General features: G+C 64.2%; 14 protein-coding genes and 1 pseudogene. 9 read left to right on the top strand and 6 right to left on the bottom strand.

Annotated elements, in window-relative coordinates:
* Nucleotides 1-63 precede the first annotated feature (63 nt).
* On the top strand, nt 64-225 hold the full coding sequence (locus ACRQ5J_RS23905; protein ID WP_432380390.1) for a hypothetical protein: 162 nt from the start codon (nt 64-66) through the stop codon (nt 223-225).
* Here the strand turns inward: ACRQ5J_RS23905 and ACRQ5J_RS23900 are convergent.
* From ACRQ5J_RS23900 to groES, 5 genes and pseudogenes are all read right to left on the bottom strand, one after another.
* Complete coding sequence (locus ACRQ5J_RS23900; protein WP_432380388.1) at nt 215-643, bottom strand: VOC family protein; 429 nt, start codon at nt 641-643, stop codon at nt 215-217. The two genes, ACRQ5J_RS23905 and ACRQ5J_RS23900, sit on opposite strands and share 11 nt — an antisense overlap.
* Nucleotides 644-679: 36 nt before the next feature.
* Nucleotides 680-1876 carry an MFS transporter gene (locus tag ACRQ5J_RS23895; protein ID WP_432380386.1) on the bottom strand — a complete coding sequence of 399 codons (1197 nt, stop codon included), beginning with the start codon at nt 1874-1876 and terminating at the stop codon, nt 680-682.
* A complete protein-coding gene (locus ACRQ5J_RS23890) occupies nt 1876-2322 on the bottom strand; it encodes a cupin domain-containing protein (protein ID WP_432380384.1) in 447 nt (148 codons plus the stop codon). Before ACRQ5J_RS23890 ends, ACRQ5J_RS23895 begins: the two co-directional genes overlap by 1 nt.
* A gap of 92 nt (nt 2323-2414) precedes the next feature.
* Nucleotides 2415-4063: pseudogene (gene groL / locus ACRQ5J_RS23885) on the bottom strand (chaperonin GroEL).
* A gap of 45 nt (nt 4064-4108) precedes the next feature.
* Nucleotides 4109-4399 (bottom strand): co-chaperone GroES, encoded by a 291-nt coding sequence (groES, locus tag ACRQ5J_RS23880; RefSeq protein WP_161015212.1) that lies wholly within the window; start codon nt 4397-4399, stop codon nt 4109-4111.
* Between the two features lie 159 nt (nt 4400-4558).
* Between groES and ACRQ5J_RS23875 the strand changes: the two genes are divergently transcribed.
* Entirely contained in the window at nt 4559-5323 is a 765-nt protein-coding gene (locus ACRQ5J_RS23875) for an AraC family transcriptional regulator (protein ID WP_432380382.1), read from the top strand.
* A gap of 51 nt (nt 5324-5374) precedes the next feature.
* A complete protein-coding gene (locus tag ACRQ5J_RS23870) occupies nt 5375-6577 on the top strand; it encodes an FAD-dependent monooxygenase (RefSeq protein ID WP_432380380.1) in 1203 nt (400 codons plus the stop codon).
* A gap of 22 nt (nt 6578-6599) precedes the next feature.
* On the opposite strand, the gene dgoD is transcribed toward ACRQ5J_RS23870, so the two are convergent.
* Nucleotides 6600-7748, bottom strand: a complete 1149-nt coding sequence (dgoD, locus tag ACRQ5J_RS23865; protein WP_432380378.1) for a galactonate dehydratase — start codon at nt 7746-7748, stop codon at nt 6600-6602.
* Nucleotides 7749-8270: 522 nt separating this feature from the next.
* Between dgoD and ACRQ5J_RS23860 the strand changes: the two genes are divergently transcribed.
* The 6 genes from ACRQ5J_RS23860 (at nt 8271) to ACRQ5J_RS23835 (ending at nt 16425) form a co-directional block, all read left to right on the top strand.
* Nucleotides 8271-9185 carry an SMP-30/gluconolactonase/LRE family protein gene (locus ACRQ5J_RS23860; RefSeq protein WP_432380376.1) on the top strand — a complete coding sequence of 305 codons (915 nt, stop codon included), beginning with the start codon at nt 8271-8273 and terminating at the stop codon, nt 9183-9185.
* Nucleotides 9186-9242: 57 nt separating this feature from the next.
* Nucleotides 9243-10211, top strand: a complete 969-nt coding sequence (locus ACRQ5J_RS23855) for a LysR substrate-binding domain-containing protein (RefSeq protein ID WP_432380374.1) — start codon at nt 9243-9245, stop codon at nt 10209-10211.
* Between the two features lie 129 nt (nt 10212-10340).
* Nucleotides 10341-12881: a TonB-dependent receptor gene (locus ACRQ5J_RS23850; RefSeq protein ID WP_432380372.1), complete on the top strand. Its 2541-nt coding sequence runs from the start codon at nt 10341-10343 to the stop codon at nt 12879-12881.
* A 79-nt stretch (nt 12882-12960) separates the two neighbouring features.
* Entirely contained in the window at nt 12961-15774 is a 2814-nt protein-coding gene (gene galA, locus ACRQ5J_RS23845) for a beta-galactosidase GalA (protein WP_432380371.1), read from the top strand.
* Nucleotides 15775-15862: 88 nt separating this feature from the next.
* Entirely contained in the window at nt 15863-16117 is a 255-nt protein-coding gene (locus ACRQ5J_RS23840; protein ID WP_432380369.1) for a hypothetical protein, read from the top strand.
* A complete protein-coding gene (locus tag ACRQ5J_RS23835; protein ID WP_432380367.1) occupies nt 16114-16425 on the top strand; it encodes a cell division protein ZapA in 312 nt (103 codons plus the stop codon). The genes ACRQ5J_RS23840 and ACRQ5J_RS23835 overlap by 4 nt, the downstream gene beginning before the upstream one ends.
* Nucleotides 16426-16443: the final 18 nt, after the last annotated feature.

Genomic DNA, 16443 nt, shown 5'->3' with positions numbered 1-16443 from the left:
CCTTTTTTTGATGCGCCTTCGTCTGTTCCGAGTGCCGAAAGTCGAGCGATTACGCTGGCCGTTTTGGCCGGCATTGAGACGCAAGAGCAAAAGCCTCTCGATCAGATCGATAAGCAAACGCTCAAGCGATATGCTGTTGAGATCGGAAATGCAGGCGATATTCTCACAGAACGCCTGCTGAAATCCTTCAGCGGATTGCGCGGCGACTTCGCCGTTAAAATGTAATGTGGACTGACGGCGCGCTGCGTTTGGCGTCGCCGTGGAAAACCGCTTCGATGTTGTTGCCATCCGGGTCCAGCACGAAGGCGGCGTAGTAGCCCGGGTGGTAGGGACGCTCGCCCGGCGCGCCGTTGTCCTTGCCGCCGGCGGCCAATGCGGCCTTGTGAAACGCCTCCACGGTGGCGCGGTCCCTGGCCTGGAAAGCCAGGTGGTGACGGCCGGTCAGCTGCCCCAGCGCCGCCTCGCTGTCGGCGGTGGAGACGAATAGCTCGTCGGCCCAGAAGTAGGTGTCGCCGGTGCCGCCGAGCGGAATGTCCAGCACCTCCAGCACGGCGGTATAAAACGTTTGCGAGGCAGCCAGGTCGCGCACGACCAGTTGCAGATGGTCGATCAGGCGACCGCGATGCAATTCTTGTGTTTCCATGTTGCACTCCTGATGAAGTCCATGGGAACACAGATTCTAGCCCACAAGCGCCTTTTGCACGCGCCACGATAGCGGCAGCGTCAGCAACAGCAGCGCCGCCAGCGCGCACAGCGCCACCGGCACGCCCAGCACATCGCCGAGGCGCCCGAACAGCACCGGCGACAGCGCGCCGGCGCCGATGGTGCCGGTATAAAACCACGCGAACGCCTGCTCGTGCCTGCCCGCCGCCGCCAGTTCCGGCACCACGCCGTACAGCACCGACGAAGTGCCGTTCAATGCCAGTCCGAGCAGCGGCAGCATCAGCATCACGCCGCTCAGCGGCAGCCATACCGCCAGCAGGATGCACAGCGAGGTCAGCGACTCGGTCGCCCACACGGTCTTCATCATGCCGACGCGCGCGCCCAGATAGCCGCAGAACAGCTTGCCAAACGCGCCGCCGACGAACAGCAGCGACAAGGCGACGCCGATGCCGGCCGTGCCGGCGCCCTTGTTCTTCAACAGGAAGGGCAGAAACGTCAGGAAGCCCATGCGCACCGCGCTGTCCAGCGTGCCGGTAGCCAGCAGCGCGCGCAGGCCGCCGATGGAGCCGTTGCCGCCGCTCACGCGCGCGGCCTTGGCGCGGCCGGCCGTGGCGCGCGACGGCAACAGCCACCACAGCAGCGCCGCCGCAGCCAGGCCGAGCAAGCCGATCAGCATGACGCTGGTCTGCCAGCTGACCACCACCACCAGCAAGCCGACCGCGCCGGGAATCAGGGTCTTGCCGATATCGCCGGCAAAGTTGTACTGCGACAGCGCCTGCTTGACGCCGCCGCCGGCCTCGTACGCGTCCGCCACCAGCGACGACGCCAGCGGATGCTGGGTGCTGGCGCCGAGGCCGCCGAGCATCAGCGCGATCAGCAGCAGCGGCAGGCCGCCAGCCATGCCGGCGATCAGGTAGGCCACGCCGGCCAGCGCGGTGCCGCCGATCAGCATGCGTTCGCGGCCCCAGCGCCGCGCCAGCCGGCTGGCCAGCAGCTGAAAGCCCGCCATCACGCCCGAATACGCGGCGCGCAACAAGCCGATCATCGCATAGCTGATGGCGAACTGTGCCTGCCAGACCGGCAGCAAGACATAGATCAGATCGGTAAGGCCGTCATGCACCGCATGCGCGCCGCTGGCTGCGAGCAGCGCGCGCCGCCGGCTCGGCGCGGTGGCGTCGTCCGCTTGCGCCGCAGTCGATGACGGCAGTGTCATTACTTGGGGGCGCCTGCGGGGGCGGTGGTTAGCACGTCATCGTCCTTGCTCCACGCCGGCGCGGTGATGGCGTAGAACTCCAGCGGCACGCCTTTGCTGGCGCGGATCGAGCGCACGGTGCTGGCCTGGATGACGATGTAGGAACCTGCCTTGACCGGCTGCGCCTTGCCGTCGGTCCAGACTTCGCCCTCGCCGCTGAGGACGAAGAACGATTCCTCGCCCAGCTTGTTGTGGCTCCACGGACTGGCCTTGCCCGCTTCCAGCCGGAACAGGGCGACGCTGACCTTGTCGCTGCGGGCGCCGTCGGGCGCGGTGCGGCCGCTGAGTTCGCGCAGCGTGACGCCGGGCGCGGCGGTAATCACCGGCAGACTGTCGGCATGGAGGACGGGAGGCAGGTCCTGCGCGAAGGCAGGGGCGGAGGCGAGAAGCAGGGCAAGTAATTTCATGCCCGCCAGTGTAACAGACAAGAAAAAAGCCCACGCAGACCGCAGTCCGCGTGGGCTTTTCAACAGCAGGCTACGTCAGCCGGCCGGCAGTATTACATCATGCCGTCCATGCCGCCCATGCCGCCCATGCCACCCATACCGCCCATGCCGCCGGCTGGTTTGTCTTCTACGACTTCAGCCACCATGCAGTCGGTGGTCAGCATCAGGCCAGCGATCGACGCGGCGTTTTGCAGCGCCGAACGGGTTACCTTGGCTGGGTCCAGCACGCCCATTTCCACCATGTCGCCGTAGGTGCCGTTGGCGGCGTTGTAACCGTAGTTACCCGAGCCGGCCAGCACGGCGGCAACCACCACCGACGATTCTTCGCCGGCGTTTTGCACGATCATGCGCAGTGGCTCTTCCATCGCGCGCAGCACGATCTTGATACCAGCGTCCTGGTCGGCGTTGTCGCCTTTCAGGCCTTGTACTTGCGCGCGGGCGCGCAGCAGGGCAACGCCGCCGCCTGGCACGATGCCTTCTTCCACGGCAGCGCGGGTAGCGTGCAGTGCGTCTTCAACACGTGCTTTTTCTCTTTCATTTCAACTTCGGTGGCAGCACCGACTTTGATCACGGCAACACCGCCGGCCAGCTTGGCCACGCGCTCTTGCAGTTTTTCACGGTCGTAGTCCGAGGTTGCTTCTTCGATCTGCACGCGGATTTGCTTGACGCGGGCTTCGATGTTGGCGGCCTGGCCGGCGCCATCGATCACGATGGTGTTTTCCTTGCCCACTTCGATGCGCTTGGCTTGGCCCAGCTCTTCCAGGGTGACTTTTTCCAGGGTCAGGCCGACTTCTTCAGCAACCACCTGGCCGCCGGTCAGGATGGCGATGTCTTCCAGCATGGCTTTACGACGGTCGCCGAAGCCTGGGGCTTTCACTGCAACGGTTTTCAGGATGCCGCGGATGTTGTTGACCACCAGGGTCGCCAGCGCTTCGCCTTCGATGTCTTCGGCGATGATCAGCAGTGGGCGGCCCGATTTGGCGATCTGTTCCAGGATAGGCAGCAGGTCGCGGATGTTCGAGATTTTTTTGTCGCACAGCAGAACGAACGGGTTGTCCAGAGCGGCAACTTGTTTGTCCTGGTTGTTGATGAAGTATGGCGACAGGTAGCCGCGGTCGAACTGCATACCTTCAACGATGTCCAGCTCGTCGTTCAGCGACTTGCCGTCTTCCACGGTGATGACGCCTTCCTTGCCGACTTTTTCCATCGCTTCAGCGATGCGCTCGCCGATCGACGAATCCGAGTTGGCCGAGATCGCGCCGACCTGGGCGATTTCTTTCGAGGTGGTGGTTGGCTTGGCGATTTTTTTCAGTTCTTCAACGGTCGCTGCCACGGCTTTGTCGATGCCGCGCTTCAGGTCCATCGGGTTCATGCCGGCGGCTACGAACTTCATGCCTTCGCGCACGATGGCCTGGGCCAGCACGGTCGCGGTGGTGGTGCCGTCGCCGGCGTTGTCGCTGGTGCGGGAAGCAACTTCCTTGACCATTTGCGCGCCCATGTTCTGCAGCTTGTCTTTCAGCTCGACTTCTTTAGCAACCGATACGCCGTCCTTGGTGACGGTAGGGGCGCCGAACGAACGTTCCAGCACAACGTTGCGGCCTTTCGGGCCCAGGGTGACTTTAACGGCGTTGGCCAGTACGTTCACGCCTTCAACCATTTTGGCGCGCGCTGCGTCGCCGAAGATAACTTCTTTAGCTGCCATGTTTATTACTCCTTGAGGTGTTAGGTGGGATCAGTGGACCAAGGATTACTTGGTGACGATCGCCATGATGTCTTCTTCGCGCATGACCATCAGTTCCTGGCCGTCGATCTTGACGGTCTGGCCGGCGTATTTGCCGAACAGGACGCGGTCGCCTACTTTGACATCCAGAGGACGCACTTTGCCGTCGTCCAGGATCTTGCCATTGCCAACCGCCAGGACTTCGCCTTGGTCTGGTTTTTCAGCGGCCGCATCAGGGATGATCAGGCCGGACGCAGTTTTGGTTTCCTGGTCGAGGCGTTTGACGATTACGCGATCGTTCAAAGGGCGAAGGTTCATACAAAACTCCTTAATTTTTTAGCAATGGTACAGTATGTTGGTAGTTGGGCGAGCTGTTAGCACTCATCCCTAACGAGTGCCAATTATAGGGACGACCTTTGCCCATTTCAAGGCATGCAAGCTTGTGAAACATCAAAAAGAAGAGAAAATAGTATCGATATGACTACAACGCATGTTCAGCACCGCGAATTTGAGCCGCCGCCGGCGCTGCGCGACGTCATCCGTTGCTTCTGGTACAACCGCCGCGACGTCGCCGAGGCCCGGTTCGAGATCATCCCGGACGGCTACGCGGAAATCGTTTTCCACTTCGGCGCTTGTTATCTGGACGGCAAGTCGCTGCCTTCGCCGTTTTTGATGGGGCTGCTCAACCAGCCGGTGGCGCTGACCGTCGACGGCCCGCTGGAGGTGATCGGCGTCCGCTGTTATCCGTGGACGGTGTTCGAGCTGCTGGACCTGGCGCCGGCTGGCGACGGCGTGCGCCTGTTCGAGCATCCGGTCGCGCAATTGCAGCAGCCCTTGCGCGAGTGCATAGCGGCGGGGCGCGTCGAGGACGCCGTGGCGCTGGTGGCGCGCTACTTTGCGCAGGCGCGGCGAACGGCGGTCGACGAGGTGCTGCGCAAGGCAGGCATGGCGATGCTGGAGGCGCGCGGCGCGCTGGCGGTCAGCGAGGTCGCTGCTGCCGCGCATGCGACGGTGCGCACGCTGGAGCGCAAGTTCAAGCAATCGTCCGGCCATACGGTCAGGGACGTGGCGGGGCTGATGCGCTTCGAGCAGGCGCGCAACCGCTTGTGGACCGCGCCCGCGACCAGCCTGGCGGCGTTGGCGCAGGAGCTGGGCTATGTCGATCAATCGCACCTGAGCCGCGAATTCAAGCGCTACAGCGGCGTGACGCCGGCGGTCTTTGCGCGCAGGCGCAGAACGTAGTTTGTCGCGTTTATACAAGCCGCCCAGCGCCGCCGTCCCTAGACTGGCGGCATGAATACTATCTACGATGTGATTATTTCAGGCGCCGGTCCGGTCGGCCTGTTTCTGGCGTGCGAGATGGCGCGGGAGGGCTGCGCCGTGCTGGTGCTGGAGAAGGCGGCGGACCCGCACTCGCCGTTGAAGCAGCTGCCGTTTGGCATACGCGGCCTGACGGCGCCGACCATAGCGGCGTTCGCGCAGCGCGGACTGCTCGATCAGCTGGAGGTGCCGAAGCGCCCCAGGAAGCCCTTGGGCCATGTGGCGCCCACGCAAGCGGGCCACTTTGCCGGCCTGCCGTTTTATTACGCCGATATAGATGCGGCAGCTTGGCCGTCGCCGGCCAGCCTGATCGCCGAACTGGCCGAGATCGAAGCCGTGCTTACCCGCCGCGCCTTGTCGCTGGGCGTGGAGCTGCTACGCGGCGTCGCTGTGGACGGCGTGGCGCAGGACGCGGCGGGCGTCTCGGTGCGCGCCGGCCAGCGCGCGTTTGCCGGCCGCTGGCTGGTGGGCTGCGACGGCGCGCGCAGCGCGGTGCGCAAGGCCGGCGGGTTCGCATTCGCCGGCACGGAGCCGGAGTTCACCGGCTACACGATGCAGGTCGATATTGCCGATCCCGGCCAGCTCCGGCCGGGCCGCAATATCACGCCGGCCGGCATGTATTTCCAGTCGCAGCCCGGCTACTTCGCCGTGCAGGATTTCGACGGCGGCGCGTTTCACCAGAGCGGCCAGCCGGTCACGCGCGAGCATGCGCAGGCGGTGCTGCGGCGCGTCTCGCAAACCGGTGTCACGCTGGGCGCGCTGCATATCGCCACCACGTGGACCGATCGCGCGCGCCAGGCTACCTGCTATCGCAACGGCCGTATCCTGCTGGCCGGCGACGCGGCGCATATCCATTCGCCACTGGGCGGGCAGGGGCTGAACCTCGGCATCGGCGACGCCGTCAACCTGGGCTGGAAGCTGGCGGCCACGCTACGCGGCGAGGCGCCGTCAGGACTGCTGGATAGTTATCACGCCGAGCGGCATCCGGTCGGCGCGCAAGTGCTGGACTGGTCGCGCGCGCAGGTGGCGGTGATGCGGCCGACGCCGGACGGCCGCGCTTTGCGGGCGATATTCGGTGATCTGCTGAAAACGCGCGATGGCGCGACCTATGTCGCCAGCCGCGTGTGGGGGATCGCGGCGGCCGGTGACGGGCCGCCGCAGGGTGGTGCGGATTAAGAAGTGCTGCGGTGCTGCGGGATCACCACTCGGCGACGCTGCCGTCTTCGTGGCGCCACACCGGGTTGCGCCAGTCCGGCGCATTCTTGCTGGCCTCGATCACGCGCGCCTCGTCCACTTCCACGCCCAGGCCAGGCTTCGGCAGCGGCTTGCAATAGCCGTCGATGATCTTGAAGTCTTCCTTGTTGATGACGTAGTCCAGCAGCTCGCCGCCCTTGTTGTAGTGGATGCCCATGCTCTGCTCCTGCAGCACGGCGTTGTACGACACGAAGTCCACTTGCAGGCAGGCGGCCAGCGCGACCGGGCCCAGCGGGCAGTGCGGCGCCAGCGTGATGTCGTAGGCTTCGGCCATCGAGGCGATCTTCAGGCATTCGGTGATGCCGCCGGCGTGCGACAGGTCTGGCTGCACGATCGACAGGCCGCCGGCCGCGAACACGTTCTTGAATTCGAAGCGCGAGTACATGCGCTCGCCGGCCGCCAGCGGGATGGAGGTCATCTCGGCCAGGCGCGGGTAGTATTCCGCCTGCTCGGCCAGTACCGGCTCCTCGACGAACAGCGGGCGGAATTGTTCCAGTTCGCGCAACAGCGACTTGGCCATCGGCGCGGCCACGCGGCCGTGGAAGTCCAGGCCGAACTCGATGGTGGTGCCGAACGCTGCGCGGATCTCGGCCACGCGCGCCACCGCCTCATCGACCTTGGCCGAGGTGTCCAGCATGCCCAGTTCCTCGGTGCCGTTCATCTTGAAGGTGTTGAAGCCGCCTTTTTGCAGCGTGCGGATTTGTTCGATGATGTCCGATGGACGGTCGCCGCCGACCCAGCTGTACATCTTCATGCGGTCGCGCACCAGGCCGCCCAGCAGTTCGTACACCGGCTTGCCCAGCACCTTGCCCTTGATGTCCCACAGCGCCTGGTCGATGCCGGCGATCGCGCTCATCAGGATGGCGCCGCCACGGTAGAAGCCGGCGCGGTACATGGTTTGCCACAGGTCGTTGATGCGCGCCGGGTCCTGGCCGATCAGATACGGCTCCATTTCCTGGACCGCCGTTTCCACGGTGCGGGCGCGGCCTTCGATGACCGGCTCGCCCCAGCCGACGACGCCTTCATCGGTTTCGATTTTCAGCAGCATCCAGCGCGGTGGAACACGGTAGGTCGTCAGTTTTGTGATTTTCATAGAGATCAGGTCAGGATGGAGTTCGGGGAACAGCGCTCAGTCTAAGGCCGGTCGCTAGACTGGAAATATGATTAATTCGCAAGGAGCCATATCATTATCAGATACCTCTCCCCGTCGTTCCCGCGCAGGCGGGAACCCATGCTGCGCGGACTCAATCCGCGCCCTATGGATTGCCGCCTACGCGGCAATGACGTGGGCTCTCAGGCACTGACGTGGGCGGCGCAGGTAGACGTGGCCTCTCAGGCGATGACGTGGTCGGCGCAGGTAGACGTAGCCTCTCAGGGAATGACGTGTGCGGTGCAGGAAATGAGGTGGCCTCGCCGGCACTGACGTGGCCTGCACACGCAATTCCGCACCGCTGCACAGCCAATGGCACAGCCTGCACGCCAATCACCCAACCCCGCACCAACGACAACCGTGGCTGCTATCCGATATCAGCATGGATGCCGGCGCTTTATTCATAGCTGCAGCATGGCACCTTCCCTTAGACTTTTCAGGTCGACAACTGTTCCCGAAACTTCTATGAATGTAGCCACCGCAGTCGCTTCCACGCCCGGCATCCTGCTGGTCCGGGTCGGGCAGGCCGGTTGCGCGCTGCGTTGGGATGCTGAAAGGCAATGCTGGCGTTGGCCTGACCCGATCGGCAGCCAGTTGTATGCCTGGCCGGCGCCGCCTGCCATGCCCAGCGGCTTGCGCTTGCAGGAACGCGCGTGCGCCATCGCCTGCTGCAGTTCCGGCCGGCTGTTGCTGGGACTGGGCAAACGGCTCGGCCTGCTGGACCTGCCGCCGCCTGGACAGCCGAGCCGGCCGTTGCAGGCGCAGGTGCTGCTGACCATCGACGCCGCCGAGCCGCGCACCAGCATCAGCGACGGCTGCGCCGACCGCCACGGCAACTTCGTCTTCGGCACCGCCAACACCGCCACGGACCAGCGGCCGATCGGCAGCTTCTACCAGTATTCGCAGCGCCATGGGTTGCGCCGGCTGGCGCTGCCGGCGGTGGTGAAAGCGGCCAGCATCGCCTTTAGCCCCGACGGCCGCCAGCTGTATTTCGCCGACGCCACGCGTGGCGACTTGATGCGATGCGACTACGATGCCGAGCGCGGCAAGGTAAGCAATACGAAAACGTTTACTGAACTGGCAGGGCCGGGCGCCGGCGCCGCCATCGTCGACAGCGTGGGCAACGTCTGGAGCGTGCAGGATGGCGTGCTGGTGCAGTACGAACGCGACGGCCGCCTGTTGCAGCGTATCGCGCTGGCGCGCGAGGCGGCGGCGTCGGTGGCCTTCGGCGGCGACGGCATGCGGCAGCTGCTGGTGCTGGGTGCGCAGGGCGGCTTGTACGGCTTGCCGCCGGATCTGGCGCGCGGCCTGGCGCCCGGTGTGGAAGATGGCTTGTTTATTGATAGCGGTAGCGCTTCCACAGGGCGCGCACATGCGTAGCGGTGATTGACGATGGTTCAGCCCCCATTTATGATGGGCAATCAAACTGAAACCAATATGACTGATTCCCGCTCGGACCGCTTCGTTCGTTCCCACCTGAAAACGCGCCATCTGGTTCTGCTGGTCGAACTGGGCCGGCATGGTTCCATCGCGCACGCGGCGCAAGCCGCCAACCTGACGCAACCCGGCGCGTCCAAATTATTGGGCGAGCTGGAACACGCGCTCGGCGTGCAGCTGTTCGAGCGCCTGTCGCGCGGCGTGGCGCCGACCTGGTACGGCAAGGTGCTGATCCGCCGCGCCGGCGCGGCGCTGGCCGAGATGGACGCGGCGCACCAGGAGGTGATGGAGCTGCTGTCGGGCCTGCGCGGGCGCGTCGGCCTGGGCACGGTGCTGGCGCCCGCCACCGGCCTGGTGCCGAAGGCGATCAATCTGTTGAAAGAACGGCATGCGCGCGTGCACGTGGCGGTGACCATGTCGACCAGCAAGGTGCTGGTCGAGCGCCTGCGCGGCGGCGAGCTGGACCTGGTGGTCGGCCGCATCCTCGACACCGAGGCCGCCGACGAACTGAATTTCGAACCGCTGACCGACGAGCCGCATCTGCTGATCGCGCGCGCCAGCCATCCGCTGATGTCGCGCGCCGACCTCAAGCTGGAAGACCTGATGGACCAGTGCTGGATCTTGCCGCCGGCTGGCTCCATCCTGCGCGACCGCCTGACCGCGCTGTTTCTGTCGCACGGCCTGGAGCAGCCGGTCGAAACCGTCGAGACGCTGGACATGCCGGTGGTGGCCAGCCTGCTGCTCAACAACGACATGATCGTCGCGCTGCCGGCCGAGGCGGTCCAGCCCTACCTGGACGCCGGCCTGCTGAAGACGCTGCCGTTCGACCTCGGCGTCAGCATGGATTCGTTCGGCATTGTGACGCGCAAGCGACACCAGCTCTCGCCGGGCGCCGACGCCATGCTGATCGCGCTGCGCGACGCGGCGGCCAGCATCTATCCTAATTATCAGCCGCCGGCGCAGATCTGATATACGAACTTGGTATGCCGCGCGCGAAATAATCTATTGGTTTGAAAATAAACGTTTCAGTTAGCATCCAGTCTATCCGTCCACATCCTCACCAGAGACGGGACAAAATACAAACACTGGAGATGCACAATGAAACAGAAAAAAGTGAGCTGGCTGATTGCCACGCTCTTCACTTCGCCGCTTCTGGTCCAGGAAGCATTCGCGCAGGAGGCCGCAGCCGCACCGGCAGCTACCGGCGAAATTCAGCAAGTGAACGTGACCGGTATCCGCGCCTCTGTGCGCAATGCGCTGGCGGCGAAGGAAGCGTCGAACAGCATCGTGGAAGTCGTATCGTCGGAAGACATCGGCAAACTGCCTGACACCACCATCGCCGAATCGCTGGCGCGCCTGCCTGGCCTGTCGTCCGGCCTGGATCGCGGCAACGCCTCGCAGATCGTCGCGCGTGGCATGGGCCCACGCTTCATCGGCGCCACCCTGAACGGCCGCGAGCTGGCATCGTCGGAGCCTAACCGCGCCGTGCGTTTCGAGCAGTTCCCGTCGGAGTCGATCAGCGGCGCTACCGTGTACAAAACGCAGAACGCCGAGCTGGTGGAGGGCGGCGTTGCCACCACCATCGACCTGCAAACCGTTTCGCCACTGCGCTACAACGGCCGTCAGATCAACCTGAAAGCCGATGCGCTGTACTATCCGATCTCGAAAGACATCCCGGGCGCCGACAAAACCGCGCCGCGCGTGGGCGGCATCTACATCGACCAGTTCCTGAACAAGACGCTGGGCGCGGCCATCGCCTTCAGCTATCAGGATCAGCCGTCGGTGCAGAAGAACGTGCGCCACTGGGGCTTTGACGAAAGCGCCGCCACCAACCGCACGCCCTGGGGCTTCCAGGACGACGTGCGCCGCGGCGACAACAAGCGCAGCAGCGTGCTGGGCAAGGTTGAGTGGAAGCCGAACAGCGATGTGCTGATTACCGCCGACACTTACTACGCGCAGACCAAGATCGATGAGGACCAGCTGCAGCACTGGACCGAGGGTCTGGCCAATTTCGGCAACTACACCAACGTCAACCTGATTGACGGCTACGTCGCCGGCGCTACCGCCGACTGGACCAAGGTAGTCAACAACCACTCGCGCTGGAAGCAGGACGCCTCCGTTGCCGCTTCGGGCCTGAACGGCAAGTTCACCGCCGGCGACTGGAAAGTTGAAACCGACCTGTCGACCTCCCACGCGCTGCGCAGCAGCCAGTGGGTCGACGTGCGCCAGTGGAGCAACGACTATACCAAGACCACCTGGAACTTCACCGGCAACGAAAACCAGTCCTATAGCTTCGGCATGGACACCGGCAATCCGGCCAACTTCAGCAACGCCACGCTGTACGTCGACACCGACGGCCACGTGAAAGATCTGCTGAACGCCGTCTCGGTCAGCGCCGCGCGCCCGATCGATAACAGCATCGTCAGCCGCCTGAAGATCGGCATCCGCGCCACCGACCGCGAGAAGAGCTTCCGCCAGACCACCTGGGATATGGGTTCGCAGGCGATTCCACAATCGGCCTTCGAGACCGTGAAGGTAGACGGCTTCCCGGCCTACATTGCGCTGAAAGACTTCGACGGCACCATCTCGTCGATTTACGGCGCCAACGCCACCAACCCGACCGGCCGTACGCAGACCTTTAACGATCTGCTGGCCGGCTGGAAGGTCAAGGAGCGCAGCACCTCGGCCTACGTGCAGGGCGACCTCGATGGCGAAGCCTTCGGCAAAACCTATCGTGGTAACGTCGGCGTCCGCGTGGTGCACACCAAGACCGACAGCTACGGCATGGAGTCGATCGGCGGCGGCACGCCAACGGCGGTCGAAGGCGGCACCTCGTACACCGAGATCCTGCCTAGCCTGAACCTGATCTTCAATATGGACGAAGCGCAGGAACATCAGGTGCGTTTCAGCCTGGCGCGCGCCATGTCGCGCCCACCGCTGGACGAACTGCGCGCCTCGCGTAACCTGAGCCTGGCCGGCACCGGCCAGCCGCAGACCGGCAGCGCCGGCAATCCTGACCTGAAGCCGATGATGGCCAACCAGCTGGACCTGGCCTACCAGTGGTACTTCGCCAAAGGTTCGCTGCTGTCGGCGGGCGTGTTCTACAAACAGGTGCAGCGTTACATCGCCATCACCCAGAGCGAGAACATCACCCGTTCGGTCAACGGCGAGGGCGGCAACATCCGTGGCCTGGAACTGGCCTACCAGCAGCAATTCACTTCGCTGCCGGCGCCGTTCGACGGCCTGGGCATCGCCAGCAACTACGCTTACACCAATAGCTCGATCCGCGAGCAGGTGCCGGTCAAGAATCCGTTCCCGGTTGAAGGCCTGATGAAGCACAACGGCGGCGTGACCCTGTGGTACGAAAAAGCCGGATATGAAGCGCGACTGTCGGCCAACTACCACAGCGAGTTTGTGCGCAACCCGACGTGGAGCGCCGGCCAGTTGCTGGTCAACGATGCGGAAACCTATGTGACGCTGAACCTGGCCAAGCAACTGACGCCTAATATCCAGCTGCGCTTCGGTATCGACAACCTGACCAATCAGAAGGCTGTCTACACCAGTGCCAACAACCCGCTGCAGCAAGAGGTGACCGAGTTCGGCCGCCGCTACAACCTGGGCCTGTCGTTCAAGCTGTAAGCGCGTAACAGTTTTTATCGTGGTTTTGCGGAGCGGTGCGTGATGGCGCTGCTCCGTTTTTTTATCAGGGGAGACTGATTTGAAAATACGGGCATTCGCCACCATCCTGCTCATGCTGGCCTGCGTCAGCGCCGGCGCAGCGACTAACGCGCCGCGCGAGCGCCTGTCGCTTGACCGCGGCTGGCTGTTCCACCAGGGCGACATCGTCGAGCCGCCGATCGTCGGCCACGAGGAGTCCTATAGCAACGCCAAGGCCGGCAACGCCGGCGGCGCCGCCGGCAACGAATACGACGACTCCGACTGGCGCCGTCTCAACCTGCCGCACGACTGGGCCGTCGAGGGCCCGTTCGATCCGAAGGCCAATGTGTCGCAGGGCTATCGCCCGCGTGGCATCGGCTGGTATCGCCGCTACCTGAAGGTCGACCCGGCCGATCGCGGCAAGCATTTTGAGTTGCAGTTCGACGCCATCGCCACCCACGCCACCGTTTGGGTCAACGGCAATGTGGTCAACCGCAACTGGTCCGGCTACAACGCCAGCTACATCGACATCACGCCGTTCCTGCGCTACGGCGACTCGCTGAACACCATCGCCATCCGCGTCGACGCCGAAGCGATGGAAGGCTGGTGGTATGAGGGCGCCGGCATCTATCGCCACAGCTGGCTGGTGAAACGCAGCCCGCTGCACGTCGTCACCGACGGCGTGCACGCCACGCCGCGCCAGGTCAAGGGCAAGCAGTGGAGCATCCCGGTCGAAGTCACGCTGAATAACAGCGGCAAGACCGCCGGCGATGTGCAGGTGGAAGTCACCGTGTACGACCCGTCGGGCAAGCAGGTCGCCAGGCGTATCGAGTCGGCGCGCGTGGGCGTGCTGGCCACCAGCGCCGTCAAGCTGCCGGTGACGGTCAACGATCCGGCCCTGTGGTCTATCGAGAAGACCAATCTGTATCGCGTGACCACGCGCGTTCTGCAAGCCGGCAAGGTGGTGGACGAGACTGCCCTGAACACCGGCTTCCGCACCATTCATTTTGACGCCGCCAAGGGCTTCTTCCTCAACGGCGTGCACGTCAAGCTGCAAGGCGTGTGCATCCACCAGGACCACGCCGGCGTCGGCGTGGCCGTGCCGCTGTCGATCTGGGAATATCGCCTGCGCCGTTTGAAGGAAATGGGCGTCAACGCCATCCGCTTCTCGCACAACGCGGTGGCGTCCGAGGTGCTGGACATGGTGGACCGCATGGGCTTTGTCGTCATGGACGAAAACCGCAACTTCAATCCCTCGCCGGACTACATGAAGCAGCTGGAGTGGATGGTCAAGCGTGACCGTCACCATCCGGGCATCGTCCTGTGGTCGGTGTTCAACGAGGAGCCGGTGCAGGCTAGCGAAGTCGGCTACGAGATGGTGCGCCGCATGACCGCCGCCGTGAAGGCGCTGGACGATACGCGTCCGGTCACCGCCGCGATGAACGGCGGCTTCTTCACCGAGCTGAATGTGTCGCACGCGGTGGACGTGGTGGGTTCCAACTACCAGGTGCCCGACTACGACCGCTATCACAAGGCCTATCCGAACAAGCCGTTCACCAGTTCCGAGGACACCTCGGCCTTCATGACGCGCGGCGAGTACAAGACCGTGAAAGAGAAGAACCTGATCGCCAGCTATGACGACGACGCCGCGCAATGGGGCAACACCCACCGCGACGCCTGGCAGGCCATCGATACGCGTCCGTTCGTGGCCGGCGGTTTTGTCTGGACCGGTTTCGACTACCGCGGCGAGCCGACGCCGAACGACTGGCCGTCGGTCAGCTCGGTGTTCGGCATCATGGACCTGAACGGCTTTGCCAAGACCGCGTACTACATCCACCAGGTGCAGTGGATCAAGGACAAGCCGCTGATCCACATCGCGCCGCACTGGAACTGGAAGCAGGGCGAGAACGTGCGCGTGATGGTGATGACCAACGTGGAGAGAATCAAGCTGTTGCTCAATGGCCGCGAACTGAGCGAGCAAAAGGCCGACCCCTACCGCATGAACAACTTCAACGTCGTCTTCGAGCCGGGCAAGCTGGAAGCCGTTGGCTACAAGGGCGGCAGGGAAGTGGTGCGCACGGCGGTGGAAACCACCGGCGAGGCGGTGTCGCTGGAACTGGCGCCGGACCGCGCGCAGCTGGCCGGCGACGGCTTCGACGCGCTGCCGATCACGGTGCGCGCGCTGGACGCGCAGGGCCGCGCCGTGCCGCTGGCGCAGAACGAGGTGACGTTTGCGGTGTCGGGCGGCGGCCATTCCATCGGCCATGGCAATGGCGATCCGAATTCGCACGAGGACGAGAAGGGCGCGACGCGTCGCCTGTTCAACGGCCTGGCCCAGCTGATCGTGCAGACCAACTACGAGGCCGGCGACGACATCACCGTCAGCGCCACCGCCGCCGGCCTGAAGGCCGCGCGCGTGACCATTCCGGTCAGGCGCGTCGCCGCCGTGCCGTATGTGGAACTGGCCGACGCGCCGCTGACCTTCGTGCGCAACTGGCGCATCGCGCCGGACGGCGATACGCGCCCGGACCCGAACCAGAAGCTGGCCGGCTTTGACATGAATACCTGGGGCTGGGGCTCGCCGCCGATGCGCGCGGCCGCCGGCAGCAAGTACCATCTGTACCGTTCCAGCTTCACGCCGCGCAAGAACCTGGCCGACGGCAATGGCCTGATCCGCTTCGGGGCCATCAAGGGCAAGGCGGAAATCTGGCTTAACGGTAAGCTGATCGGCAAGAAGGATAGCTATGCCGAGGGGCCGCTGGATGTCGTGCTGCCGGCCGGTGCCGGCAAGCGCGAACTGAATGTGCTGATCGAGGCCGAAGCCGGGCAGGGCAGCGGTATCGAGGGCCATGTGACCATCGAACCGGCCAAGTAATTGACGTCGAGTAAATAAATCGCGTGCTTGTTGACCGCAAACACGCGATTCGGTTGACGGCATCCCGCGCGCTGCCTATAGTGGCGGGATGATTTCAGAATTCCAAGAACTCTCCGATAAAATCGACCAGTTGGCCGAGATGACCGCCGCGCTGCGCCGGGAGAACGCCCAGCTACGCCAGGCCAACGCCGCCCTCGTGGTGGAGAACATGGGCTATCAGCGCCGTCTGAGCGAGGCTTCCTCGCGGGTCGAGGCGCTGCTGGAACACATCCCCGCCCCGGACAACGGCGACACCGCCGCGTCCGACGAAACCCAGCAGCCTGAAAACGAGGAAGCACGATGATCCAGGTGGACGTGACCATCATGGGCAACAGCTATAAGCTGGCCTGCAAGGAAGAAGAGGAAGCGGCGTTGCGCAAGGCGGCCGGCCTGGTGGATCGCAAGATGTGCTCGATCCGCGACGCCGGCAAGATCAAGGGCAACGACCGCATCGCCGTGATGGCGGCGCTGGCCGTGGCGGCGGAATTCCTGACGGTGAAGGCGCCGCAAGGGCCGTTGTCCGACATGTCGCTGCTGGAAGTGCAGACCAAGATCGCCTCCATGAATAAAGTGCTGGACGCCGCGCTGACACCACAGGAAGCGCTGTTTTAAGCAGTTTTTAATTGGATC

The sequence above is a fragment of the Duganella sp. P38 genome (assembly GCF_050859475.1).
Lineage (GTDB): Bacteria > Pseudomonadota > Gammaproteobacteria > Burkholderiales > Burkholderiaceae_D > Rugamonas.
This window is presented reverse-complemented; position numbering and strand designations above follow the sequence as displayed.